The organism is Glaciecola punicea ACAM 611 (assembly GCF_000252165.1).
Lineage (GTDB): Bacteria > Pseudomonadota > Gammaproteobacteria > Enterobacterales > Alteromonadaceae > Glaciecola > Glaciecola punicea.
Map to the genome: position 1 here is coordinate 126,604 of NZ_BAET01000030.1, position 26,766 is coordinate 153,369.

24 protein-coding genes and 1 pseudogene are annotated in these 26,766 nt (G+C 41.5%); 17 read left to right on the forward strand and 8 right to left on the reverse strand.

Annotated elements, in window-relative coordinates:
• Positions 1–101 precede the first annotated feature (101 nt).
• The 5 genes from GPUN_RS11480 (at position 102) to GPUN_RS11495 (ending at position 3,432) form a co-directional block, all read left to right on the forward strand.
• Positions 102–293 carry a zinc ribbon domain-containing protein gene (locus tag GPUN_RS11480; protein ID WP_006006886.1) on the forward strand — a complete coding sequence of 64 codons (192 nt, stop codon included), beginning with the start codon at positions 102–104 and terminating at the stop codon, positions 291–293.
• A complete protein-coding gene (locus tag GPUN_RS11485) occupies positions 293–955 on the forward strand; it encodes a flavin reductase family protein (protein ID WP_006006889.1) in 663 nt (220 codons plus the stop codon). Before GPUN_RS11480 ends, GPUN_RS11485 begins: the two co-directional genes overlap by 1 nt.
• Positions 939–1,082, forward strand: a complete 144-nt coding sequence (locus GPUN_RS14475; RefSeq protein WP_006006890.1) for a hypothetical protein — start codon at positions 939–941, stop codon at positions 1,080–1,082. Before GPUN_RS11485 ends, GPUN_RS14475 begins: the two co-directional genes overlap by 17 nt.
• Before the next feature lie 212 nt (positions 1,083–1,294).
• Complete coding sequence (locus GPUN_RS11490) at positions 1,295–1,585, forward strand: high-potential iron-sulfur protein (RefSeq protein ID WP_006006892.1); 291 nt, start codon at positions 1,295–1,297, stop codon at positions 1,583–1,585.
• A 542-nt stretch (positions 1,586–2,127) separates the two neighbouring features.
• Positions 2,128–3,432 (forward strand): mechanosensitive ion channel family protein, encoded by a 1,305-nt coding sequence (locus tag GPUN_RS11495; protein WP_006006895.1) that lies wholly within the window; start codon positions 2,128–2,130, stop codon positions 3,430–3,432.
• Positions 3,433–3,679: 247 nt separating this feature from the next.
• Here the strand turns inward: GPUN_RS11495 and GPUN_RS11500 are convergent, their stop codons facing one another.
• Entirely contained in the window at positions 3,680–3,895 is a 216-nt protein-coding gene (locus GPUN_RS11500; RefSeq protein WP_006006897.1) for an amphi-Trp domain-containing protein, read from the reverse strand.
• Between the two features lie 677 nt (positions 3,896–4,572).
• On the opposite strand from GPUN_RS11500, the gene GPUN_RS11510 reads away from it, so the two are divergent.
• The gene (locus tag GPUN_RS11510) at positions 4,573–5,586 is read left to right on the forward strand and encodes a D-cysteine desulfhydrase family protein (RefSeq protein WP_006006904.1); all 1,014 of its coding nucleotides are present in this window, start codon (positions 4,573–4,575) and stop codon (positions 5,584–5,586) included.
• Between the two features lie 220 nt (positions 5,587–5,806).
• Here GPUN_RS11510 and nhaC read toward each other — a convergent pair whose 3' ends face one another.
• From nhaC to GPUN_RS11525, 4 genes are all read right to left on the reverse strand, one after another.
• Positions 5,807–7,312 (reverse strand): Na+/H+ antiporter NhaC, encoded by a 1,506-nt coding sequence (gene nhaC / locus GPUN_RS11515; RefSeq protein WP_006006906.1) that lies wholly within the window; start codon positions 7,310–7,312, stop codon positions 5,807–5,809.
• A gap of 19 nt (positions 7,313–7,331) precedes the next feature.
• Positions 7,332–7,469 (reverse strand): hypothetical protein, encoded by a 138-nt coding sequence (locus tag GPUN_RS14400; RefSeq protein ID WP_006006907.1) that lies wholly within the window; start codon positions 7,467–7,469, stop codon positions 7,332–7,334.
• A gap of 53 nt (positions 7,470–7,522) precedes the next feature.
• Positions 7,523–7,936 (reverse strand): Ohr family peroxiredoxin, encoded by a 414-nt coding sequence (locus GPUN_RS11520; RefSeq protein ID WP_006006909.1) that lies wholly within the window; start codon positions 7,934–7,936, stop codon positions 7,523–7,525.
• Positions 7,937–7,997: 61 nt separating this feature from the next.
• Positions 7,998–8,183, reverse strand: coding sequence for a hypothetical protein (locus tag GPUN_RS11525; RefSeq protein WP_006006911.1), 186 nt, complete (start codon positions 8,181–8,183; stop codon positions 7,998–8,000).
• A 271-nt stretch (positions 8,184–8,454) separates the two neighbouring features.
• Here GPUN_RS11525 and pnuC point away from each other — a divergent pair, with 271 nt between their 5' ends.
• Positions 8,455–9,270 carry a nicotinamide riboside transporter PnuC gene (gene pnuC, locus GPUN_RS11530; protein ID WP_006006913.1) on the forward strand — a complete coding sequence of 272 codons (816 nt, stop codon included), beginning with the start codon at positions 8,455–8,457 and terminating at the stop codon, positions 9,268–9,270.
• Positions 9,267–10,295: a multifunctional transcriptional regulator/nicotinamide-nucleotide adenylyltransferase/ribosylnicotinamide kinase NadR gene (nadR, locus tag GPUN_RS11535; protein WP_006006915.1), complete on the forward strand. Its 1,029-nt coding sequence runs from the start codon at positions 9,267–9,269 to the stop codon at positions 10,293–10,295. Before pnuC ends, nadR begins: the two co-directional genes overlap by 4 nt.
• A 50-nt stretch (positions 10,296–10,345) precedes the next feature.
• Here nadR and GPUN_RS11540 read toward each other — a convergent pair whose 3' ends face one another.
• Entirely contained in the window at positions 10,346–11,299 is a 954-nt protein-coding gene (locus GPUN_RS11540) for an NADP-dependent oxidoreductase (protein ID WP_006006917.1), read from the reverse strand.
• 488 nt (positions 11,300–11,787) lie between these two features.
• On the opposite strand from GPUN_RS11540, the gene GPUN_RS11545 reads away from it, so the two are divergent.
• Positions 11,788–12,462, forward strand: coding sequence for an HAD family hydrolase (locus GPUN_RS11545; RefSeq protein ID WP_006006919.1), 675 nt, complete (start codon positions 11,788–11,790; stop codon positions 12,460–12,462).
• A 466-nt stretch (positions 12,463–12,928) separates the two neighbouring features.
• Positions 12,929–15,025, forward strand: a complete 2,097-nt coding sequence (locus tag GPUN_RS11550) for a TonB-dependent receptor (protein WP_040521008.1) — start codon at positions 12,929–12,931, stop codon at positions 15,023–15,025.
• A 203-nt stretch (positions 15,026–15,228) separates the two neighbouring features.
• Here the strand turns inward: GPUN_RS11550 and GPUN_RS14805 are convergent.
• Positions 15,229–15,459: pseudogene (locus GPUN_RS14805) on the reverse strand (EamA family transporter); the annotation flags it as partial.
• A 465-nt stretch (positions 15,460–15,924) separates the two neighbouring features.
• Entirely contained in the window at positions 15,925–16,092 is a 168-nt protein-coding gene (locus GPUN_RS14405) for a site-specific integrase (protein WP_006006925.1), read from the reverse strand.
• A gap of 613 nt (positions 16,093–16,705) precedes the next feature.
• Here GPUN_RS14405 and GPUN_RS11555 point away from each other — a divergent pair.
• From GPUN_RS11555 to GPUN_RS11585, 7 genes are all read left to right on the forward strand, one after another.
• Positions 16,706–19,582, forward strand: coding sequence for a TonB-dependent receptor (locus GPUN_RS11555; RefSeq protein WP_006006927.1), 2,877 nt, complete (start codon positions 16,706–16,708; stop codon positions 19,580–19,582).
• 412 nt (positions 19,583–19,994) lie between these two features.
• Positions 19,995–21,002, forward strand: a complete 1,008-nt coding sequence (dctP, locus tag GPUN_RS11560; protein ID WP_006006929.1) for a TRAP transporter substrate-binding protein DctP — start codon at positions 19,995–19,997, stop codon at positions 21,000–21,002.
• 11 nt (positions 21,003–21,013) lie between these two features.
• Positions 21,014–21,526 (forward strand): TRAP transporter small permease, encoded by a 513-nt coding sequence (locus GPUN_RS11565; RefSeq protein WP_006006931.1) that lies wholly within the window; start codon positions 21,014–21,016, stop codon positions 21,524–21,526.
• Between the two features lie 3 nt (positions 21,527–21,529).
• Positions 21,530–22,801, forward strand: a complete 1,272-nt coding sequence (locus GPUN_RS11570) for a TRAP transporter large permease (RefSeq protein WP_006006933.1) — start codon at positions 21,530–21,532, stop codon at positions 22,799–22,801.
• A 55-nt stretch (positions 22,802–22,856) separates the two neighbouring features.
• Complete coding sequence (locus GPUN_RS11575; protein ID WP_040521010.1) at positions 22,857–24,074, forward strand: CaiB/BaiF CoA transferase family protein; 1,218 nt, start codon at positions 22,857–22,859, stop codon at positions 24,072–24,074.
• Positions 24,071–24,979, forward strand: coding sequence for a hydroxymethylglutaryl-CoA lyase (locus GPUN_RS11580; RefSeq protein ID WP_006006937.1), 909 nt, complete (start codon positions 24,071–24,073; stop codon positions 24,977–24,979). The genes GPUN_RS11575 and GPUN_RS11580 overlap by 4 nt, the downstream gene beginning before the upstream one ends.
• Positions 24,980–25,099: 120 nt before the next feature.
• A complete protein-coding gene (locus tag GPUN_RS11585) occupies positions 25,100–26,521 on the forward strand; it encodes a mannitol dehydrogenase family protein (RefSeq protein ID WP_238528978.1) in 1,422 nt (473 codons plus the stop codon).
• Positions 26,522–26,766 lie beyond the last annotated feature (245 nt).

A 26,766-nucleotide genomic window follows, 5' to 3' on the forward strand; every position in this document is an offset into this window, starting at 1 on the left:
AACCGTTTTTTTTAAGCCTTAAACGTAATAATCCAGACGCTACCTTTTGGCGTAAACAATACACAATTGATGTAAAGTAATAATAGAAGGCGTGAGAATTTATGAGTTTATCCCGAGCCGAACGCTTTGAGTGTCCCTACTGCATGACCATCAACGACATCGAAATAGATGAAGCCAACGATATTGGACAGCAGCAAATTGTTGATTGCCAAATATGCTGCGCGCCCATAGAGGTACTTATCATAGACAATGGCTTTGGCCTAGAGATTATTGCGAAACGAGACGACGAGTAATGACTAATAGAGTATTTACACAACGCGACATAATGCAGTTGCCGCAGCGAGAGCGTGCGAATTTCATCAACTCACTGTCAGGTTTCAAAAGCGCTAATTTAGTTGGCACGCAAAGCAAGGAAGGTCTTAATAATTTGTGTTTGGTGAGTTCGGTGTTTCATGTAGGCGCGCATCCTCCGCTTGTAGGTATGTTAATGCGTCCACACACGGTGAGGCGAGATACGCTTCAAAATATCAAAGACACAGGCGTTTACACCCTGAACCATGTCCATGTTAGTTTTGCCGACAAGGCACATCAGTGCAGTGCGAACTACCCCGGTGATACCAGCGAATTTGAAGTGGTTGGTTTAACGCCGAAAATGTCAAGTGTAGTGAAGGCACCGTTTGTGGCAGAGTCGATAATAAGCATGGCGCTTGAAGTTGAGCAAATTAATGTGATTGAATTAAATCAGACCGAACTTGTTATTGGACGTGTTGTTGAGGTTGTATTGGCTGACAATATTTTGCTTAATGACGGCTATGTTGATATTGAAAAAGCGGGGTCAGTGGCAATATCTTGTTTAGACAGTTATCACAAAACAGCGAGATTAGATCGTTACAGTTACGCGAAACCTGAGCAAGCGTTAAGCTCTATATGGCTAAATGATGATCCCAAATCTTGAGCAACTGCTGCTTGTATGTGGTATTTCGCTTGCAGGGGTAGGGCTAATAGTGTGGCTAATACTCAAAATACCGGTAGAGCCTGAGACTGACGATGAAGATAATGATGAAGATGAACGGATTAATTAAGTCCCTTGCAAGAGCAGTTTTAGGCCTTTCTGTTCACTTTTGTTAACACAGCACAATAAAACTAAATAAACACCTTTACAATCCGTTCTATTTCCACCACAGTATAGATTACACAACCCAAAAGGCCTGCGATTTTTCGCGGGCCTTACTTGTTTCTGGGAACATGTAAAAAAGAATTGTTCTCATTAGCGTTTTGTAAAAGGAAATATAATATGAAACCAGTAAATCGTCGTAACTTCTTAAAATTAACTGGCTCTGGCTTAATCGGCCTAACTCTTGGTGGCGTTGCACTTAGAGTTAATGCACAAGAAAAATTATCGCCTGACGACGCCACTGCCAAAGCGCTTCAATATGTACATGAATCTCCTGTTGAAGGTAAATACTGCGACAACTGTATGTATGTTCAAGGTGAAGATGGCGCAGAATGGCGTCCGTGTGCAATTTTCCCAGGTAAAGTCGTAGCCGCTAAAGGCTATTGCTCTGCTTGGTTGACAAAAGGCTAAGCCCTTACTACAAGCGCGCAGAAACTTAAAAAGCCGGTACCGTCGTTGTTCCGGCTTTTTTACGTCTAGGGCTTCCCCTAATACATTGATCACTAATCTATACTTTAGACATTAATATTAATAGTCTATACGCGCATGTATTAGACGCACGTGAGTAATAATGAACGAAAATTCTATTATTTGAAATACCGCCCTTTCTTCGCCTGTGCAGACTATTACTTGCGCTAGTAAGCTATCTGTATGAGCTTGGGATGGTATTAAGCAACAATCAACTTGACGCGCTATAATTTAGGGTAATCGTTTTATTCCACCTAAGGTGATTGACCTGTATGAGATTTATACTAGTGTTAGCAAAGACCGGCTATATAATGCAGGCCTAAGAGTTCTTAAACCGGCACTAGCGTCGCAGTTTGCGCCCAATATGGCTCAAATTGTTTAGAAAGGGTCACAGGGAAATTGATTTCCCGTCGATTTTCCTCTGACCCATTGATTTTCTTTGTTAGTATACGGATGTTTATAAACGTAAACATAAAGGATAGTAAATGGATGCCTTAAGAAGCCAATTCAAAGATTCGGCTTTGCTGTGGTTGCAGACCTACGTGCCGGGTGAGGCAGCGCTGTATGTCAATTTTATAGCCTTAGCATGGATATTGTTTGTGGCGGTGCTGCTGCATATTTCATTGCGCATGATATCTTCTAGATTGGTCGCAAAGTTTGAAGAAAGGCGTCGCTCGCGCACCCAACTTACTGCTTTGTCGCATAAGTTACTGCGGCGCATATCGTTTATTATTCAAACTGCGGTGGTACTGCTTCAGGCCAGTGTATGGTTTGAAGAGGGATCATCTGCACTTCGCGTCATAAGTGTAATAGGAGACCAGTTTATTGTAGTGTTCGCCTTGCTGGCATTTTTTACGCTACTCAATATTTTCCAAGCCTTTAATGACTCGCGCACAAGGCGCACTCAGTTCCCGCTGAAGGGTTTATTGCAAACCGTTAAACTAATTGCCAGCGTGCTAACTGGCATACTGCTGGTGTCCCTACTCATGGATAAGTCGCCTTTAATACTCTTAAGTGGTTTGGGTGCGGTATCTGCAATTTTGCTATTGGTATTTAAGGATCCCATACTCGGTTTAGTTGCTGGTATTCAGCTGTCAGCTAATAATATGTTGTCGGTGGGTGATTGGCTTGAAATGCCAAAATATGGCGCCAACGGAGACGTGGTCGATATTGCGCTTACTACAGTAAAAGTGCGCAACTGGGACAAAACAATTACCACCATTCCCACCTATGCGCTTATATCAGATTCATTTAAAAACTGGCGTGGAATGACCGAAGTAGGCGGGCGGCGTATTAAGCGTTGCGTATACTTGCAAATGAGCAGTATCGGATTTTTAGACGAAAATACGCTTAATCGCCTGTATAAAGCTGAGCTGTTAACCCCTTACCTAGAAGAAAAGTTAGCGCAAATTAAAGAAATCAATAGCAGCTTAAACACGGATATGTCAATACTGTTGAACGGCCGCAGACTGACCAATATAGGTACGTTTAGGCAGTATTTGTTGTCATATTTAAAAACGCATCGTCATATTCGTCAAGACATGACCTTAATGGTGCGCCAACTCCAGTCATCTAATTTGGGTTTACCCATTGAGATTTATGCGTTTACAAATACGACAGTATGGAATGAATATGAGAATATCCAGTCGGACATATTTGACCATGTGTTAGCGGCACTGCATGAATTTGGGCTACAGATACATGAAGATCCTACCGGCCAAGATGTGCGTTTTTTGCAAAGCGCGTTTAAGATTGAGCCGGCCAAGATTGACACTGCCAAGTCAGATTGAGTTCAAAATTAAGCACGCTCGCTGATAAAAGCGCGGGGTTTGAAAGCGAGCAAATTAGGTTTAGCCGAAATCGTTGGGGCAAAGGAAGGGGGTAGGACGTAACTTGAACAAATAATTGAATGATAATGATTGTCATTCAATCTATTTGATGTATAGTTCTACTCTTGAAGTTTGTGCTCCTAGAGCTTTTTAGTGTGTGTTGAGGCGGGCTGTGTGGGCCCGCTTTTTTATGTCATTAATATGTGTGCTAGTTTGACCATTTTATCTGAAATTCTATTTCTTCCTCTGAATCATCTCTCTCATGCTCAATGCTATATACCGCCCTCACTGGAACATAGATTCTTTCACCGGCTATCTGAATATCAAAGCGTTCTCCCGATTCTAAGGCATCCGCTAGGCGTCTCAACTTTGAAATAAATTCCGCTGTTGTATATTCTTTTTCTATATCTCTTTCGTTCTTCATAAATTTTATCCTTTTGAACACGGTAGTTATCTTAAAAAGCGGTGAGCATCGGTACGTTTAGCGGCGATTTTAATCTTAGCTTTTTGCAAGCAACAAGGATTCAGGATACCAACGACTGCGCTAATCACCCTTTTCAGGCCACAATAATAAATACCTATTAGGTTCGCGTATTGGATCATTTCGTACTAAAAGCAGTAAGGTATATTTCAATTAAAATATCAGCATAAACAATGTCCCGCCTGTGTCACTGTTGCCTACTTTAACCGCACCGCCGTTGTTGAAAAGGCAGAGAATTTTTCATATATCTAGTACGGCGACAATGATGTCTAATGCAAATGTAAAGTAACTAAAATAGCGACTATTGTCGCCATTATTTAAGCCTAGATGGGCCTTTAATAAAATGAAAAACGGATAGTATTTAATTGTGGTGACCTGGCGGTTTCTGTGTTGCTTACAAATGTTAACGTGAGCTTTGCGACGAATTTTAATACGCTTATTTATGCTCGCTTTAGCAAAGTTGCTTAACAAACTACACCGTTAACTCAGGCTTATGAGCCGCATAGTAAGTATCGCTATGATTTGAAAACGATATACAATCATTGCTTTGAGTCGTTATATTGTGATTGAATATTAGTGAACTGACGTCGTAATAAGTACTGCAACAAAACGGGTAAAGTATGAAATACAATCACATTCCAAGAGAGCGTTTAGGGTTTTTCCCAACACCGCTGGTTGAACTTAGTAAATTGAGTAAAAAGCTTAATGGCCCTAGAATATTCATGAAGCGAGATGACAACACCGGTCTTGCAATGGGGGGTAATAAGACAAGAAAGCTTGAGTTTATTTTGGGAGACGCGCTGGCTCATGGCGCAAACACAATTGTTACAGCAGGTGCGGCGCAGTCAAATCACTGCCGGCAAACAGCCGCCGCCGCGGCTAGTTTAGGGCTTGAATGTCATTTGGTGTTAGGCGGAAAAGAACCTGCTCATGTAAATGGTAATTTATTGCTCGACAAAATTTTTGGCTGCCATATTCATTGGGCAGGACAAAATCGCAAAGGGGAAGACATTCCTACTATTGTTGAGCAACTGAAAAGAGACGGCAAAACGCCCTATGTTGTGCCTTACGGTGGCTCAAATGCGCTGGGGGCTGTAGCCTTTGTAGAGGCTTTTGCTGAGTTACAGGCTCAGTGTAAAGACTTAAGGCTATCATTCACGCATATCGTTTTTGCTTCGAGCTCTGGCGGCACCCATGCTGGTTTAATGCTGGGAAATAAGCTTTTCAAATCGCCTTGCCAAATAGTGGGGATAAATATTGATAAAGATGAAGCGGGTGAGGCTTCCTTTCATCAAACCATCGTATCTCTTGCAAGCAGTGCAGCGAGGCTAATAGGCGAAGACTGTACGTTTTCAGACTCGGATTTAACGCTTAATCTTGATTACGTAGGGGAAGGCTATGGTGTGATGGGCGCCTTAGAAAATGAAGCTATTTCGATGACTGCGCAAACACAAGGGATATTATTAGATCCGGTTTATACGGGTAAAGCGATGGGTGGCTTAATTGATATGATCCGTGCTGGCCAATTTAAGCCAAGCGACAGGGTTTTGTTTTGGCATACCGGCGGAGCACCTGCTTTATTTGCTTATTCGAGTGCGTTAGATTTAGCGCAAAATAGTAGTACGCTTGGATAGGAATTTCGAACGTTTTGCGCTTACGCTGCGATCGCTAAAGCGGTAATTGCGCTGGGTAAGAAGAGCTTAGGCTTACAAGTGCTTGCCCAGGCAGCGGAAACCTTAAAGCAAGCGCAGATACTAAAGACCTTACAGTGCGATACCCCGCAGGGTTTTACTGTAGTGGGCCGGTAGCGTTTGAACAGGCGTTGCTTCACGCTATGATTTTTGTTGAGTAGCTCTAACGCTCAACAGGGGCATCGTTGATTTTTGGCGTGCCATCGTCGTTAAATTCAGAAACTGCTTCATTAGAGGACGCCCAGCGCTCTTTTTCTTTATCTGTTGCTTTGGGTGAAAATAGTCCCGTGAACGCGTAAAAAATACCAATTAAGGGCGCCGTCCAGCAGGCAAATGCGAGCGGTATATACAAAAGGTTCTCCAAATTGCCATCTACAATACCAAGACCGAGTGTTGAAATCACAAACGCGCCACCTGCATTCCACGGAATTAATGGCGACATTAGGGTGCCGCCTTCTTCAATTGCACGCGATAAATTTAAGGTTGAATACCCCATACCACGGTAGACTGGTGAATACATTCTTCCTGGCAAAGCGACCGATAGATAAGGATCACCCGCGACTATATTCGTGGCAAAAGCAGTGCCAACCGCAGCTGTTTGAATGCCAGCAAAGCTAGTTACTTTGCTCTTTATTTTATTAATAATTGACTTTAAACACCCTGTTTTTTCAAGTGCACCGCCATAGCCTAGCGCAATCAATATCAATGAAATTGTCCACATCATTGATTGAATACCCCCACGATTCAGCAAACTGTCAATCTCTTGGATGCCGGTACTAATTGAATAACCATTGTTGGCATAATCAAAGATTGACTGCAGGCTTTGCCCCTGCAAAATCATCGCGGTTGCGCCACCCACAACCACGCCAGCAAATAGTGAGGGAATGGGTGGATATTGCTTTATAGCCAAGCCCATGACCACCACAGTTGGCAATAGCACCCATCCTGAAATATAAAAATTTTCATTTAAGGCACTAGTAATACCCTCAACTTGCCCAAACGAAACGCTTTGGGTGTCTATCACGAAAAATCCGACGAGCAGATAAATGACGAGGGCGATTAGCATAGCGGGGATTGTTGTTGGCATCATATTCTTTATATGGGAAAAAACGTCTGTGCCGGTAACCGCAGGTGCTAAATTGGTTGTATCGGAGAGTGGCGAAATTTTATCACCAAAAAACGCGCCAGAAACTACAGCGCCGGCCGTCCAATACATAGGAATGTCAAAGCCTTCTCCAATACCCATCAGGGCTAAGCCAACGGTTCCTATACTCCCCCAACTGGTGCCAAGAGAAACAGATATCAGCGCACAAATAACCATAGCAGACGGCAAGAATATTTCAGGTGAAAGTATCTTTAAGCCATAATAAATAATACTGGGGACGGTGCCGCTGGCAATCCAAACACCTATAATCATGCCAACTATGATTAACACAGATACTGATGGCAAAGCCACGTGAATAACGTGAAAAATCCCTTTCTTAATATCGTCCCATTGCAAGCCTAACTTAATGCCAACGATGCTAGTAATGGCTAAACCGATGGCAAGTGGAATGTGTGGTTCAAAAACGCCGAAGTAAAAAATTTGAGTGCCAAGAATGAAAAGCGTTAACACGATAGGCGTCAAGGCAAGCGCAAAGCTTGGTGTTTCATAGTCTGTTTTTTTCATTCAAATGCCTCATGGCTTTTTACGATTTTGGGACCTTTTCTTGGTTGAGGTCAACAATGACGATATCAGCGCCATCTTTTGCTAAGCCAAACGCAATAGCTCTTCCAGCACCTTTGGCAGCGCCAGCGGCTAATGCGGTTTTACCTTGTAATGACATACGTGTTCCCTCTTCGTTGCTGGATTAAAAAGGTCGCTGTACCGATTTGGGTCTTAATTTACTTCCGAAGTTACTTCGATATCAATGTTGTTGCGGGTGGCTTTAGAGTAGGGGCAGACTTCGTGTGCCTTTTCGACCACTTTTTGGAAGGCATCGGTTGACAAATCTGTACTGTTTGCGATGACGTGAATTTTAATCGCTAGTTTGTAATCGTGATTATCGCCCTGCAGCAAATCTACTGTCGTTTCAGTAATTGAAGCAAAGCTGACGCCTTCCATTTTTTTAACCACGCCTAGCGCACTATCAAAACAAGCGCCATAGCCCATGGCTAGCAGTTGTTCAGGATTGTTTCCTGTTTTATTGCCGCCAGGTGGTGACATGCTGACCTCAAGGTCGCTGTCGCTTAAGGTAGCCGTGCCGACACGGCCGCCTGTAATGGTAGATTTAGTAGAATATAGAGATTTCATAGTGGATCCTTTATCGTTGATTTATAAGTGACGGGGCAAACTTAATACGTTTTCGGAATGATTAAGAAACGACTGATTCACTAGGCAATCTAATTGCTTGTGAACCCAAGCCATTTAAGTGTGAAATTTTTTCACTACCTTGGTAACTTTGTAACAGTATAGAAATGCCTTTGTAACCTTTTAGTCTTTCTCTAATATTAGCAGTGAAGGATGTTAACTGATTGAATAAAAATGATTCTTTCGCCATATTTACATGCCTTTTTCATTTGAATAGTGTTCAATTGTAAGATTTCTACTTTTACTTACTTCAAGTTTTAGGCCATGTTTACAATCTGATACTTACATCATATATATCGCAGTTTATATATTTTAAGGACGACTAATAATTGAAGCGATGATTTTATTTTTACTATTTTCCTACCAGCTTTCAATCGTTTAGTGCGTTTACCACCATAAAAATTTACAATGCCTAGCAATGCCGTTCAAACGGAATCTATCGTTATTAGGATATCCCACAGATGAAGCAAGATGTGCAAGTGTTAGCTGATTTAAAGCGTCTGCGTAGCGGCGAGCGTCTTTGGCTAGCCGTGTTTTTGGTAATCATACTTATCAGCACTTTGTGGTTTAGTATTGAAGGTACCGACTGGCAAAATACGCATTCTATACTGCTTAATTGGCTGGTAAGTCCGATAAGCGCTATTAGCGGTGTATTGTGCGTGGTGATGGTGGCCAAAGGCCTATTATCTAACTGGATTTGGGGACTTATTAGTGCGCTTTGCTATGGGCTAATTGCGTGGACCTCAGGTTACTATGGTGATTGGCTGCTAAATTGGTTTTATTTCCTACCGGCTCAGATTTTTATTTACCTTAGCTGGAAAAATCAGATGAGCAGCGATACTAACATCGTCAATATGCGTAGGCTTGGTTGGCACTGGCTATGGGTAGTTGCCTTAGTGCTGCTGGGCATTGGATTGGGTGCATTGCTATTGATGCAGGTCGATGGCTTTGTCAGCGAAGCACTGAAACGCAATTCAATGGTGTATGGCAGTTTGCAGCAGCTAACCGGCAGCAATTGGAGTGGACCCCTGCTAGACAGTTCAACTGTGATGCTTCAAATCACTGCCCAGTTGTTGATGATCCGTATGTTTACCGCACAGTGGGCTTTCTGGCTATTAACCAATGTGTTAAGCATTTTTGCATGGTCAATGGTGCTTATTACCGAGCCTAGCTCAGCGCCCTACGCTGTGCCAACCTTATTTATGTGGCTGGCATTTTTAATAAATTCAGTGTACGGTGCGGTCAATTGGCATTATGGAGCGAAAGCAGCGCAATGAAAGTTGGTTTATTTCCGGGTAAGTTTCTACCGCCCCATCGCGGGCACATTACGGCGATATTGCGTGCTCACGCCCTGTGCGACAAACTATATGTCGTGATCAGCGAGCGCAGTGCTGAAGATACGGCACTGTGTGACGATGCAAACTTACCGCATATTGCTGGCGTGTTGCGACAACGCTGGCTATCACAAGAGCTACAGGGCTTGGGTATCGAGGTCATACTGCAAAATGATGGCAATACGCCTCCTTTTCCGCAGGGCTGGCCCGACTATTCCGCACTGCTCAAGCAAAATACACCTGAACCGTTCAACCTCATCTTCGGTGGAGAGGAGAGCTATCGTGATGGCTATAACCAGTATTTTCCGGGTACTGACTACATATTATTAGACCCTCAGCGCACCCAATGGCCCATTAGTGGCACCGCCATTCGTCACAAGCCATACCTACACTGGGACTATATTGCCGGCGCTGCTCGCCCGTTTTTTGCCCGCAAAGTGCTGATCACCGGGCCAGAATCCTGCGGAAAAACAACGCTAACGCGCAAGCTGGCAAAAGTCTATTGCACTTCATGGTCTGAGGAGCTTGGCCGCGATTATCAAGAGGACGTGATTGGCGGCAACGGCGATTTATTTGATTTAGAAGATTTTAATCGCATAGCGCACTTGCAATATGAGCAGGATCTTGTGGCCTTGCGCAGTGCCAACAAGGTCTGTTTTTTTGACACCGATGCTGTGGTAACGGCGTTTTTTAGTGAAGTGTTTCTGGGTGAGGTTGCCACTCGCGTGCACAGCTTTATTAATCCAAACAAATACGATTTAATCATTGCGCTTAAGCCTACAGTGCCATGGATAGCGGACGGTATAAGGGAGTTGGGCACGCAAGCTGAGCGCGATCACAGCTTTGATAAACTTATGCAGCTGTATCAAAGCTGTGGTTTTGATGCTAATAAGGTTTTGATCATCGATTCGCCGGACTACTATCAGCGGCTAGAAGCCTGTATTACGGCAGTAGATAAACTGCTATAGCGCTGCGATGCCCAGTGCTGAAGCCCACTTGCTAAACACCGCAACTGAATCTAAAAATCAATCGCCAAAACCACTTTACCCTGGGTCTTGCGTTGTTCATTTTCGTCTTGAGCCTTTGCCGCTTCTTTTACAGAACGAATATTAATCGTTGGTGTTTTTACTTTTTTAGCATCAATTAATTGCGCGATTTCTTTTAACTCTGCACCAGAAGGTTCGACGAAGACAAAAGTTGCTTGAACACCAAGTTCACGAGCTTTGTTTTCATCAGGTGGCTGTACGATACTTACCAGGCGGCCGCCCTTTTTTATCGTAAGCCATGCTTCGTCAAGTGAGTCTCCCCCAGAAGCATCAAACACTACGTCAACGCCTTGGGGAGCTATTTTTCTAACCGATTCCACAACATTGCCTTTGGTATAATCAATCGTATGATCCGCACCTAGAGTTTTTAGGTAGTCGTGGTTCTTAGAGCTTGCCGTGGTAATTACAGTGGCGCCTTGGACCTTGGCGAATTGAATTGCTAAGCTACCGACGCCACCTGCTCCCGCAGTAATAAAGACAGTTTCACCCTTTTTTAAATCTGCTGTATTAAAAAGGCTTTGGTGTGCGGTCAGGCCCACTAGGGGGATCGCCGCTGCTGCTGAGAGTTTTAGTGTACTGGGCTTCAATGCCACTGCGCTCTCTGATAGATTGATAAACTCCGCGTATGTACCATCATGGACCTCTGCTTTTCTAGCGTAGGCATAAACTTCGTCTCCCACTTTAAAAGAACTAACAGCGCTGCCGACTGCAGTAACTTTGCCAGCCACATCCCAGCCTGGGACTATGGGCAGTTTGTGAGACAGCATTTCCACAAGGTGTCCGGCTCTAATTTTTGCATCTACAGGGTTTACAGAAGTAAATGCGATGGCTACTGTGACTTCGTCATTATTAAGATCGGGAAGTGTTATGTCGGAAGTTTTAAGAACCGATGAATCACCAAATTTGTCAAAAATTATTGCTTTCATTTTTTCTCCATTTTTTTAGTACCCTTGCATTTGCAAGGGGCGATGTTGCTAAGATAGCCACTGTGTGACATTAATCAAACGAATTACAATAATAATTGGTATCAAAAATATTAATATCAATACTAAAGACCTGAATTTAGACTGTAGGATGAATTAACACTATACCCTTCGTTACAGCTGTCTTGTGGCATGGATTGATATTTGCTAAAGGAAGTTTGTGGTGATATTTGTGAAAATGGCAGCCGTTAATAACGTATGTTAGTAATCCTTTGGTACTGAAATCCTGCAAATACCAAGCGCTAACATGAGCGCCATTTAGCAGCGCCCATGTTAGCGAGGGCTTTGCCCCATCATATCGGCCGCCTGTGTTAAAACGCAATGTGTCTAACAATAAAAGTGTATCATCTCAAATAACGGCAGACCGAGCATGTTTGCTTTAGTTTCTAAACTAAAAATGTCTAAGCAATTACAAGGAGCTTAACCAGATTATGACATTAAAAGCGATTTTATGGGATATGGATGGCACTTTAATTGACAGTGAACCTGCTCACCAAAAGGCCTTTCTCAAGGCTTTAGACTCACTCGGTGTGAGCGTGGGGTTTGGCACTCAAAAAGAAATGTTGGGGCTTAGCTCTGTTGAAGTACACCAAAGGGTGGTAGAGCTGACTGGGCTTAACATTACGCTAGCACAGTGGCGATCTGAGAAATGGCGGCACTATCAATACTGTTCAAGAAATATTACCCCACTGAAAAATAGTCAAGCCATTCTTGATGCTTTTAGTGCAAAAGCGATTCCAATGGCCTTAGTATCTAACTCAAGTCGCGACGAGCTTGAGTTGAATCTTGAAGTGACGAATTTACGAAATTATTTTAAAGTTATTATTAGCCGTGACGATGTAGAAAATGGCAAACCTTCACCCGAAGGATATTTAGCAGCGGCAAAAGCACTATCAATCAAAGCCAATGAGTGCCTAGTAATAGAGGATAGTTTAACGGGTGTTAAAGCCGGTTTAGCAGCGAAAATGACAACACTGTTTCATCCAGAGTCCGATAGTTTGGCGCCGCTTTGTCCTGAAGATGCAATATTGCTAAGGCCAGACAAAGATTTGAATGCATGGCTATTAAAGGCTTTTAACTACCCAGATGAAAATAGAAAACGATGACTAGCAGCTTACGCATAACGTAAGATCATGTTTTACCACAATTGAGCGAAAAGCCCCGTCGTTCAAGGCTGGGGAGAATTCAGGCGGCAGCTGGACTACAAGGTGGCATGGAACGGCGGCATGCTGCACTGTTGCGAGCTTATCCTCCGTCTTTAACCCTGCCTCTAATAGAGGGCTCTACACGACATCTTCAGTTCATTCTAAACCGCCATTAGGATTCCGACTGAAAATATCAGCAAATCTTAAAATAGATCGCTTCATTACCTTATCGAACAATATATATCTTAATTCAAACTGGCAATTTTTAGGAAACGTAAACGTTTCAAGACAGTGAGTTAAGCTTAAATCAGATAATAATATGAATGCGAATGATTCGCATTGCTTTCTTAGCTTTATTATGGATAATGCCTCTCTCAAATTAATGTATTAATGGGCCTTGTTTGACTATAATGCTTGGAGAAGAAAATTGAAATTAAAGTTAACAGCAATCGCAACGGCAGTACTAATGAGCAATATTGCATATGCTCAGAGTGAAAAAGACGTAGAAGTGATTGCGGTAAAAGGACAATACCTTTCTATTAATGAGTCAAACTCAATCAAAACGCCTACGCCTATTATTGACGTTCCACAAAGCTTATCTATTTTTACGGCAGATCAAATAACTGAACGCGGGATCACCAGCGTTGGGCAAATGATTGACTACACGCCGGGTGTGAATAATTCTCAAGGTGAAGGCCATCGTGATTCAATCGTGTTTCGTGGTAACCGATCAACAGCAGATTTTTACATAGATGGTAACCGAGACGACGTCCAATACTATCGCGCGCTCTATAACGTAGAACAAGTTGAAATATTACGCGGGCCAAATGCGCTGTTGTTTGGCCGTGGTGGCACGGGCGGCATTCTAAACCGTGTATCAAAAAAGGCACAAGTGGGCGAGCAGTTTAATGTTTATAAAGCGTCATTGAACACATTTGGCGGATTTAACCTTGAATTTGATTCTAATTTTGAGACGGGCGATACATCTTCAATCCGCATAAATGCGATGTATGAGAGTGTAGAAAATCACCGCGATTTTTATGACGGCGAACGATACGGTTTTAATCCAACTGCACACTTGGAACTGAGCGACGACACCACGGTTGACCTTTCTTATGAGTATATTAATCACCAGCGATTTATAGATCGCGGAATACCCACTGGAACCGACGGAAGACCTGTAGAAGCTTTAAAAGATGTGGTATTTGCCGACCCTCAAAATAACTACCATGAATTAGAGGCCCATATTTATAGAGCCAACCTAGCGCATCAGTTTACCGATAGTATTAAAGGTAATTTCAGCGCATTTTATGCCGACTATGATAAGGCTTACGCGAATTTTTATGCTAGCGGCTATGACCAAAGCACTAACGTTGTTGAGTTAGACGGCTATATTGACAACACTGTGCGCGATAATCTCATATTGTCGAGTAACATTGTTGCCGAGTTTCAAACCGAGAGTTTTGGACACACATTGATTGTGGGTGCTGATTTCATTCAGACAAACTCAGACCAAAACCGCTTCAACCCTGTGTTTAGTACGACAATGGATGATCGTGAGTTTTTTGTTGCAAATAGGCCCATTTCTTTAAACGGTTTCGCTGGGGTTAATGCAAGTGGCGAGAGTTTCACTACCGGATTTACTGACTTAAATGATGATACTCGAGTAGGCCTAGATGTATTCTCGCTATATATTCAAGATGAAATTGAAATTTCTGAACACCTAGATATTATCATTGGCGCACGTTTCGACAGCTTTGACATAGAGGTACTTAATGCAAACCCAAGTGCAATTGAGACACGCTCACGCAAAGATGAACAAGTTTCACCGCGCGCAGGTATTATTTACAAACCTCAAGAAAACGTATCAATCTATGCTAGCTATAGCGAATCATTTTTACCTCGCAGTGGCGAGCAATTTGCAAATATTAATGGTAATAATAATCAACTCGACCCTGATACTTTCGCCAACCAAGAGATAGGAATAAAGTGGGACTTTGCCGACGGTCTCAGTTTAACGGCTGCGTTATTTGAGAATGAACAAAGCTCGCCTCAAGTCGCAGATAACGACCCAGCAACCCTAGACGTAATTGACTCTGAAATATCAGGTTTTGAACTGCAACTCGCTGGACAAGTCACTGATGCATGGTCTGTGTCGTTTAACTACAGTAATTTAGACGGAGAAATAGTTGACCGCAACGGTGGCACAGGACGCTCACCTCGAGAAGTGCCAAAGAACAATATCTCTATTTGGAATACTTATCAAATTAGTGATGTTATGGGTCTCGGCTTAGGCGCAACTTACCAAGATGAGAGTTTTATCAACAATTCGAACACGGCAACCTTGCCAAGTTATACACGGGTTGATGCATCCGCTTATTATGATGTTAGCGACACTATGCGTATTCAACTGAATGTAGAAAACTTAACAGACGAGTTGTATTTCCCTAATGCACACTCTACTCATCAAGCGACAGTTGCCGCTCCTTTAAATGCTAGATTATCAATAATCGGGGGGTTCTAAACAGTCGAACAGGGCCACATTTTGTGGTCCTGTTCAATCTAAGTCGCTTCGATAATTAATCCAGAGCACTACAATACACAGAAATTGACGGGCGCCGATTGGCAGCTACTAGCCCATTGCAGAGCCAAGGCTCTAAAATTCTATAAGGGCTTATCTGCAAACCTGCCGAATTCGGTATTGCACTGGCATTATTCTCTGGCATGTTACTTTATTTTGGGCTTCATCATCATTCCTACAGCCACCAAAATAAGTGTGAGTCCAGCCGCGTGGTAAATCGTAAAAGCTTCATCCAAAAGGATAACGGCAAATATCGATGTTATTACTGGGCCACAGGTACCGACAATACTGGTGAGTTCTGGGCCAATTTTATGTATAGCTTCTGCCACAAGCAGTGAAGGAATAACTGTACAGAAAAATGCAAAACCAGCGACAACTAAGAAGGCGTGGTTTGAAACGTGCTAGCGTTAATTTGTCTTCTACTCAAATACAAGGCATAAAATTTAGTCAGTCGTTATTCACCTTATAAATTTTACAATACTGTAGTTATTCATATTAACCGTTAAGATGAATAGGTAATTAATCAACTTGGTATAACGTGTGTTGACAATTGCCGGTGTCGTTTGTATTGTGTTGTTTGCTGCATTGCCAACACAGCTATCATCCTTGATTGACCTACTTGGACCAAAGTCTGGCAGAACGTAAGAAGCTTTTCGACTGGTCACTAGACGGTTTTTGCATGCAAAAGGAGCGAAATACTGCCTTGATTTTACAATAACCGAACGGCCGGTTCTCGCTCAAAACGGACTGTCGAAGCATCGATTACTTATAACGGCTTGCCGCTCTCTCCTGCTTAACTTTATTACAAACAAAATTTTCGCCGTGTCCTCTCAAACCAAATTCTATTTTTGTTTACTAATCTCCTCACCCAACACTCGATCCCAAGTTTCAATAGTAGCCGTTTTTTTCTCCAAATACTCATGCATATCATAGAGCTTTGCTGAAACATCTTGTGCCGCGTGATTGTTAAGCTTATCTAAATCTGTTTTTGGAATACCTAGCGCTGTCATGTTAGTTTTGCAAGAGCGCCTTATGTCGCGGACAATAAAAAATGGAAAGCTTCGGTTTTGAGTTCTGAATCTTCCAACTGCTTTAGTTAGTGTAGTTCTAACGACTGACACGTTAAAGGGGTGCGAAATGTCAAATACAGCGATTGAAATAATATCAGTTAAATAGTTCCATTCAATAAATCCGCATTATGGAATAAATGACACCGGTGTTTTTTAACGATAATTTCGCGTCAGCTTAGATAGATAAAATAAATGAAATATTGTTTTTACAGCAGCTGAAAATTATTTTAACTATACCTAAGCCATATCAAATATCAAAAAAATTATTTTAAAATCAATAAAATCATATATTTATAGCATTAATACAATAAAAAGCATAAAATTTACAATTGCTTTACAAATTGAATTGACATTTAAAATAAAATAAATTACTTTATGATACCGGTGTCAATTATGGTTTTATTTTTGAAACCTCGGGTTAAAAACATCCTTGTGATATCGAATTGGTTTTAGCCACTATCGCCTTTGATAGCAAACCAGAGTCATACGACCCAGTTAAAATCAATGAGTAGAACTTTAATTATAAAATGAATGAACTATTGGGAGATGCATTATGGTAAACAAGGTGAACAAAGTAAGCAAAGCGGTATTAATGAGTCTATTTTTCTCCGGTGTGGCGGTCTCTCAAGAGGTCTTTTCTGATGAATCTAGCCAAGAACAAGAAATAGAGAAAGTATCAGTAGTAGGCGTTAGGTCGTCACTTGAGGCCGCACTCTTTAATAAAAGATACGCAGATTCCATTCAAGACGGTATTTCGGCCGACGATGTTGGCAAATTTCCCGACTTGAATTTAGCTGAATCACTCCAGCGAGTAACAGGTATTCAAATGGACTACGCTGGTGATGAGGGAGAGCGAAGAGAGGGTCGTATTGCAATACGCGGTTTGCCAGTAAATTATGCTATAACCACATACAACGGACAAATATTAGCAGCTCCAAGGCCAGACCTTGGCTTCAGTTTCGGTAACATCGAATCAAGTGTTATTTCTGCTGTGAATGTTATTAAAACTCCTACGGCAAAGATGGATGAAGGTGGTCTCTCAGGCATAATTGATATTCAATCAAAACGCGCACTCGATATCAGTGAAGACTATTTTTCTGCAGGAATAAAAGGCACCTACGAAACTCTGACGGATGATATATCACCTGGTTACTCGTTTGCATTTGGCAAAAAAATACTCGATGACAAGCTTGGTATTGTTGCTTCATTAGCCATGGCAGAACAAAAATTTAGAGGCGATGTAATACGCGTTAATAGATATAGTTCTAAAGATTTAAATGATGATGGTTTGGCAGATATATATACGCCATCTGAAATACGCATACTCTCTAGAAAAACTGAAGGTGACAGAATATCTGCAACTCTAGGATTAGAATACGCCGTAACTGAAAATCTTAAACTAGGTTTAAATGGACTTTATGTGGATGATCCTTTTACCCATGATTGGATGATGGGTCAGATTGATAAGGCAAAGATTACGGAAGTGCTCGACACGGTTACAAACGATACCTTTGGAACAACAGTAACACGATTAAATATGGTGAACCCTCGAGTTAGAAATCAACAGCGCATAATTGATGTTGACAACAAAACACAAGCAATTACAGCAGATTTTGAATGGGAAAGGCACAATTGGATTGTAACGGGTGCGATACATAGAGCAAAAGCAAGTCAATTATCTACTGGTGCTATTGCACGTCGCCAACTTAGAGATGGAACGGGCAACGGTATAAACTTACTGATTGATACTGGAGCTGGTAACGTTGATAACTTTATTTTTAAAGATTCAACAGGGGCATTATCTGATCCAAGTTCATATGCTGTAAGTGGATGCTCAGCTGCTGAAATATCTAGAGGAGACTCACAAAGTAAGTGTGTAACCTCTAGCTCAGGTGTTGGAGATTGGTTTTTAACGTACGACTCGGGTCATGAGTTTGATTCTACGGATGAAGAAAATGCTTTTCAAGTAGATGTAGAGTACACATTTGATGATTCAGTCATTGAAAGTGTTGAAACCGGATTTAAACTCAGACAATCTGAACAGTCGTTTGTCCGTCCCGAATGGGCACTGCCAAACAATGAATTCGACTACAGCACCATACCTGACGGTGGTTCATTAATTTCCCTCAATGATTTTACTTCAGCGACTGGTTTTTTTGATGGTCGGTTAGGCAACCAAATTGATAACTTCTATTTTCAAGATGGTGCAACGATGCGTCAAGCACTTGTTGGCGACAGAACCTTTTCTGGTAACACCTTCGATGGACTTCCTTTACCTGCTGATGGAGGTGATATAGCAGGTACATTCAGTTTAACAAATCGGGATATTTTATCAGTCTATGCAATGGCTAACTTCAATTTTGAAAAGGGTTCTATAGATCTACCTATCCGGGGTAACATTGGCTTGCGGTATGTCGATACCAAAAGGGAAACTGATGCATTTCGTGATAATAATGGTAATTTAGAACCGATTACTGCAAAAACAGACTTCAGTCATGTACTACCATCTTTAAACGTCACTTGGGCAATTCAGAATGACTTACTGTTGCGGGCTGCTTTTTCTGAAACTATTGTTAGACCGCATGCTACAAATTTTGGGGTAGGTCAAAACGTTGATGTTAATTTAACAGCAGAAGCTACGGACAGTATAAATATTGAGCTCGGAAATCCAGAGCTAAAACCTTTTGAATCAACTTCCTTCGATCTTTCTTTAGAGTGGTACGCTGAAAACGGTCCCACGATCACGATGGCTTATTTTCAAAAAGAGATTTCCAATGGTTTCGATGATCGAATTCTTTGTCCTAGCAATCTTGCAGATATACAGGCACTTGAAAACACGAGATTAGATAGTTTGCTTTCAGGACCATTGTCGTTTAACTCAAGTGGTATATGCTCTGATCCTAGTGGTGCAGAAGTACTGATCACTGATCAAGTTAATAATTCTGATAGTTTTGATATTTATGGTTTTGAAATTGGACTATTGCAAAGCTTCGACTTCATTGATATCCCTATCATTCGTAATATGGGTTTACAAGCTAACTACACTTACATTGATACAAGTGAGGGCCCTGATAGAGATTCAAGTGGTAATAACTTACCTCTTGCTGGCGTCTCTAAGGACACAGTCAACCTTATCGTTTTTTATGAAGTAGAGCAATTTGCAGTGCGACTAGCTTATACAGCTCGAAGTGAATATTTTGACAAGACAACGAGCACAGTTTCTGGAGATAACAGATTTATTGATAAACAAGATCGATTAGATGCTCAAATATCATACAGTCCAAAACAAATTGATAATCTATTTCTAACGTTAGAGGTGTTCAATTTGACGAATGAGCAATTCTACGCTTACCAAGGAACTGAAAGTAGATTTAGAGAAGCAAGAGAAGTCGGTCAAACGGTGTCCTTCCAAGCACAATATAAGTTTTAAATTTAACCGATCCATCAGCTCAGTTTTGCCTCCCCCCTCTTAACTAGATAGCTTTAAGAAGGGGGATATTTTATCGGGTCGGTGATATATTTTTCAGTAGTGTTTCCGCGGATATTGAAATCAGACAAGCCAATTTGACAACGAGTATGTGTTTGTTAAGCGCTTTTGGCAAACCTTTTTGCATGAGCTGAGTTCGAATTAATCATTACTGCCAATATAAATATCATAACTGTTTCCTATATTGTGCCCAGAGCCGTATTTTCCGGAGCTTGTTTAAAACAACACGGGGGAATCAATTTAGAAACGGTAGCTGTGTTTTATTAAGTTAAATAGGACATGAAACAAGAGGTTACGTTTTGTAAAAAATTATTAACGTCTAGTCTCGTGATGAGCAGTTAAGGATAGGCATAGTATGAAAAAGCGTAAATTTTTGAGAGTGACAGCGTCGATAGTAATGACGCTGTCAATAATTTTTTTTATGAGCGCAGCAGCCTTTGCTGAAATTATCATCAGGGTGACGTTACAATTACAGGAATCACACCCATTAGGTGAAAACCTTAAGTCATGGAAAGAGATTGTTGAAAGAGATAGCAACGGTCAATTAAAAGTGCAGATTTTTCCTTCAGCACAATTGTTTAAAGATAACTTTGTAGGGCAAGCGGTTGGTGCAGGCGCAGTGCCAATGGGAACCGCCTCGCTTTCAAGTTTTGCTGGCGATGTTCCTGCAGTAGATTTCGTGTTTTTGCCTTTCATGATGGACAGTCCAGCAAAAATAGAAGCAGTAACCAATGTAAATAGTCCAATTAGAAAGATTATTGATACTGCTATATTAGAGGCAACAAACAACAAAGTATTATGGTGGCAGAGCTACGGTAGAACGGTTTACTTATCAAATAATACGCCGTTTAGGACACCAGGTGAAATTAAAGGTAAAAAAATACGCACGTTCGGGCGCCTGCTCGGCTGGACAGTAGAGGCCTTAGGTGGAGCACCTACTTTAATGTCAGGCTCTAGGCAATTTCTAGCTTACCAACAGGGTGCTGTTGACGGTGGAGTTACCGGTATCACCGCAGTAAAGTCGCGGAAGCTGTATGAAGTTATGGACTATTTGAATCTGACCTATGATTCTAATATTGAATTTGTAGCAATAATGAATAATGATTTTTTCGAAAATTTGTCGCTTGCACACCAAGACATAATAGAGAAAGCGTCGTTGATTGTGGAAAAACAATTACGCCAAAAAATTACTTTTTTAGAAGAGTCTGCATTAGAAGCAATCAAAGATGAAATAGTCATAGTTGAGCTTTCAGATGAAGAGAGAGAGCAATGGCGCGAGGCCACAAAAGATGTTGTCACTCGCTTCATCAACGAAGGTGGCCCACTCGCGCAAGATGTCGTTAGTCTACTCAATAAACTTTAAAGGTCTTATCGATGAGCATTGTTCAAGTAGTAGATAAAATATCAGAGGTTGCGGGAAAATTAGCCGCTTGGCTTTTTGTATTAATAGCCTTGAGTATCAGCTATGAGGTGGTTGTGCGTTATTTTTTTAATAGGCCAACTATTTGGGTAGATGAAGTGTCAACGATCGCGCAGGTATGGGCGACCTATCTAGGTGCTGCCTATATTTTAAAAAGAAGGAAATTGATTGTGGTCGAATTAGTGTTTCACGACACCATGACATTAACCCGTAAAATATCCGAAAGTTTCGCGTTACTGGTAATCGTTTGTGTGTGCCTGATTGCGGTTCGTTATGGTTACTCAGAATGGCTAGATAAAACCCTTAAAGGCGCAACGTCAGCCTCCTTTCTTGCCACTCCTAAATGGGCAACATTGTCTTGTATATGGATTGGATTTGGGTTGCTGTGCTTACAGTCGATAGTTGAATTATGGCGGATTTGGACCGTGGGTATTCCTGACTCTGAAAAATCTTTAGGAGCGCATTGAGTCATGGAAATTCTCATAATATTAATCATTTTGTTAGGCTTGTTAATATTGCGGGTGCCGGTTGCTTTCGCTCTGGCCTCATTAGGTATTGGTATGCTCTGGCTGAAAGACCTGCCTTTGGTAGCGGTGCCAATAAAATTGTATGACACTATGGACAGTTTTGAATTATTAGCGATTCCAATGTTTTTACTAATGTCGAACATTCTGTTAAAAGGCAATGTGGGTAAAGATCTCTTTGCTGCCGTACAGGTATGGGTAGGGCACTGGCCTGGTGGCCTCGCCGTCGCAACCATTCAAAGCTGTACGCTTTTTTCTGCTATTTCTGGCTCTTCGGTGGCCACGGCAGCAACGATTGGCACAATTGCTATTCCTGAAATGGAAAAGAGAGGATATGAAAAGCCATTTATCATGGGGCAATTGGCAGCAGGCGGCACACTTGGAATATTGATTCCGCCTTCTATTCCACTGATTTTATACGGTATGTTAACAGAAGTTTCTATTCCCGCACTCTTCTTGGCTGGCATTGGACCGGGCTTATTCTTGGCTTTTATTTTTATTATTTATTCGATGATCCATGCAAAAACCAAGGGGACTGCTCAGACGTTAACAAGAGTTCCATTGGTGGATAGGTTGAAGATAACACTAGTCGCTTTTCCTACGGTTTTTCTGGCGGTATGTATAATTGGCTCCATCTATGCAGGTGTAGCTACGCCATCTGAAAGCGCCGGTATTGGTTTTGTACTGGCTGCTTTAATGACGGTGCTTATGGGTCGAATGAACTGGCGTCTTTTTAAGCAGGCCGTTTATGAAAGCCTTGATACCACGCTGATGATTTTTCTCATTATAGCAGGTGCTAAGATTTTTTCTTATGCCATTACGCTGTATTTAATACCACAGACAGTCAGTAGTTTTTTAACCACACATATTAGCGATCCAGCACTTTTTATACTGGCAGTTGGAATTGTGTTACTTATTGTTGGCTTTTTTCTCGAATCAATTTCTATGCTCCTGATCATGGTTCCGGTGCTTTACCCAGCATTGCAAGCTATGGGAATAGATCCCCTGTGGTTCGGTATATTTTTTGTAGTGTTGATTGAAACAGCGCTAATTACCCCGCCAGTAGGCTTAAATTTGTTTGTTATTCAAGCCGTGGGCAATGCAAAGCTAGAGGATGTTGCTAAGGGCGCGTTACCTTTTGCAGTAATTATGCTGGGTATGGCTTTTCTACTTTGGTTTTGGAAGGATTTAGCGCTATATATCCCACGAACATTTTAACGGCTTGATAGTGGATATAAGGAAAGGAAATATTTTGAGAGAGAGTCAATCTGATATGAAAGTAGGACCCCTAGCTGGTCTTAAAGTCCTTGAGTTAGGCAATTATGTTGCTGCACCATTTTGTTGCCGTCTTTTGGCTGATTTAGGCGCAGAGGTTATAAAAGTTGAGCCGCCGAGAACTGGAGACCCTGTCCGTGCTTGGGGCGAAATGTTAGATGAAAAATCTATTTGGTGGTCGATGCATGGGCGTAATAAGAAATGCATTACGCTTAACTTGAAACATGAAAAGGCAACAGCACTTGCTAAAAAATTGGTTGCCCAATCTGACATTGTTGTTGAGAATTACAGACCAGGTCAGCTTGAAAGTTTTGGTTTAGGACCGAGCGTGATTGAAAAAATCAGGCCGTCCTGCATCTTGGTTCGTATTTCAGGCTATGGACAAAGCGGTCCGTATAAATCCAAAGCAGCGTTTGGTTCGATCGGAGAAGCGGTGGGAGGTATACGTTATCTGACAGGTTATCCTAAAGATATCAGTGACCTATCGTCGGTTAGGACAGGGGTTTCCATTGGCGATAATATAGCTGGGCTTTACGGTGCGTTTGGCGCATTGTCGGCTTTAACCGAAGTGAGAACGAACCCAACTGACACGTCGTTGCGCATAGTCGACGTTGCTTTAACAGAAAGTATATTAAGTATGTTAGATGGCTGTATTCCTGAATATAGTGTCACCGGCAAAATCCGAGAGCCTGCGGGTCCAGCACTTTCAACAACAGCGCCTAGCAATGCTTATAGATGCCTAGATGGCGTTGATATTTTGATTGCAGCAAATTCAAGTTCTTTATTTATCAATCTTTGCAGTGTGATGGAAAAAGAGTCGTTAGCAAGCGACCCGCGCTTCATAACCAACAGCAAGCGAGTAGAGTATATGTCGCTTTTAGATACGGAGATCAAGCAATGGACGAAGCAACGTACAAGTAATGAATTGATAAATATACTTGAAAAATCAAATATTCCTTGTTCAAAGATTTTCACGGTCGAAGATATCGTCAACGATCCCCAATATAAAAGCCGCATGGCTATTCAGTTAGTGAGAGACAACTTTCTTGGTATAGATGTTTTGCAAACGGCTCCAATGCCTTTTTTTTCTGATGGTAAAAACGGATCGGTTCGATGGGCTGGGCCCACCATAGGGCATCATAATAAGGAAGTTTTATCTGCTTTACTGCAGGAAGGTGATGATTTGAGTATGCTGGAAAAACAGGGTGTTTTATGAAGCAAATAGAAATTGTAGATGTGACCGCTCGTGACGGCTTTCAATCGGTAGTGCCGTGGATTGCTACTAATCAAAAAATTAGAATTATCCGTAAGCTTTTTGAAACAGGTTTGCGCCGTATGGAAGTTGGTGCGTTTGTGAGCCCAAAACATGTACCTCAGATGAAAGACGCTTTACGGATACATGGCGGCCTGCAAGATTTAAACGGTGCAAGTTTATATTATTTGGTACCAAATCCTGAGGGGCTGCTGCGCGCAGCCCAGGCCGGTGTCCAGAATTTTTCTTATGTTATTTCAGCCTCAAATGCTCATAATTTGGCGAATATAGGCCGTTCTATTGATAGCTCAGTCCAAGAACTAAAAGTAGTATGGCCAGAAATAGAAGCTAGGGTTACAAGTTTTAAGCTTGCCCTGTCTACATGTTTTTATTGTCCTTTTAATGGGGAGGTGTTAATAGCAGACGTTATCAATATTGTTGAAAAAGTCCGAAGATTTACTGGAGCCATTGAAGTGGATATTTGTGACACAACAGGTAGAGCAACACCGGACAAAGTTGAGCGGCTCTTCGGTGCTTTGTTTGAGCGTTTTTCTGGTAATGATATGCAATGGGCCTTTCATGGGCATGATACTTACGGACTAGGTGTTGCCAATGCGATTGCAGCCTATAAAGCTGGTGTTCGCGTTGTTGAGGGTTCGACTGGCGGGTTGGGAGGCTGTCCTTTTGCTCCTGGGTCATCGGGTAACACGGCAACGGAAGACCTTGTTTTTGCGTTTGAAGCTATGGGAATTAAGACTGGAATTGACCTTAGATCTTTATTATCTGTTGCTGATGAAATTGTGAATCTGGATGGCGTGACCGTCGGCGGTCATATTCGTAACATTCCCAGAGATCGCGTTTTCAATTAAATCGAAAACGCAAAAACAAGATAAGAGAACAGTATGAATTTACCTATCAAAAAATTGGGTCAGCACAATTTAGCTGAAATAATTAATAATCAAGACATTCAAACGCCAAGCTACGACCGGGTGAATACTCAAATTGGTATTGTTCATCTTGGCCCAGGTGCTTTTCATCGGGCTCATCAAGCTGTTTATACCGAAAATGCAATGAATTTGTCCGGCGGAAACTGGGGTATTTGTGGTGTGTCGCTGCGAAGTGTAACAGCAAGGAATATATTAGCTGAGCAAGATTATTTATACACGCTTGCAATTTTAGATGAAGAAGTTAACTACCAAGTGATCGGTGCAATAAAGGAGGTATTATTTGCTAGCGAGCAAAGCGCTGAAGTTATTACTCGTATGTCTGCTGCAAGCACAAAGTTAGTTACACTTACTATTACCGAAAAAGGTTACTGCTTAGCATTTAATGGTTCTTTAGATTTAGACAATGATGACATAAAGCATGATTTAGCGAATCCAACAAACCCTATTAGTGCAATTGGATTTATCGTTGAATCACTCAAGCAAAGGAAAATAAATGGGGTTGATGCCTTTAATCTTATTAGCTGTGATAATATTTCTAAGAATGGTGAAAAGCTTCGCCGCGTGGTCTTAGATTATGCCAAACAGTTTGATGTAAGCCTGCAATCGTGGATCGATCAAAACGTCGCTTTTCCGAACACAATGGTCGATAGTATTACACCTAAGACTGAACATTACACTATTCATTCAGTATCAAAGGTTATTGGTTTACAAGATAACTGGCCAATACAAAGAGAGCGCTTCACGCAATGGGTTATCGACAATAATTGGCAAGGGGAGAGACCAGATTGGCAAAGTGTCGGTGTCATATTTACGGATGATGTAGACGGTTTTGAGAAAGCTAAATTAAGGTTATTGAATTGTTTGCATTCTACACTAGCATATTCGGGTTTATTGGCAGGTTTTGAAACTGTATTCGACGTGACCAGTGACAAAGGTTTTAATTACTTTATTTCTAAACTGGCCTCCGATGAAATTATTAACTCATTTGCTCCGCCAAAAGAATTAGATGCAAAGGTTTATGGTAATGAAATTATTCAACGTTTTTTAAATCCTTCTATTCGCCATTTACTGGCACAAATTGCCTGTGATGGCTCACAAAAAATACAAATGAGAGTGTTACCTATTATTGAAGACAACTTAGCACTAGGACTTCCCACTAAATTGCTTTCGTTATCACTAGCTTGCTGGTTTGAATTTATTTGCAATGCATTAAAAGAAGGCAAGGAAATTATTGATCCTATGGCTAACGACTTTGCAAACATGCCTAAATTACTGAGCAACGATATATGTGAAGTGGTTGAAACTTTTTTGAGTATTAACACAATTTTCAGCCACGCACTCAGAAACAATATCTTATTAAAAGTCCAATTAGTTAATAGTCAAACAGCTTTGCGTCTTGGTGAGATAAATAAGATTAACGATATTGTGGAGAAGTTATGTCGAACCCAAGGCATACCTCAATAGTTCAAAACAGTCTTATCATGACGGTTTTACAAATGCAAAGCTCTGAGTACATGGTTACTGTTACCCATGCATTATACCAAAGATGTATCATCAGTGCTAAGCATTGTATTTACTAAGCTACTCCTGACGTAATTTGACTGACTTTTTCTTCCATACCTATAGAATAATTGGACAGGCCAATTTTACAATTGCAATTCCAATTATTAATAAAACCATTGGCTAAAATAACTAGCCAAAATCAGAGT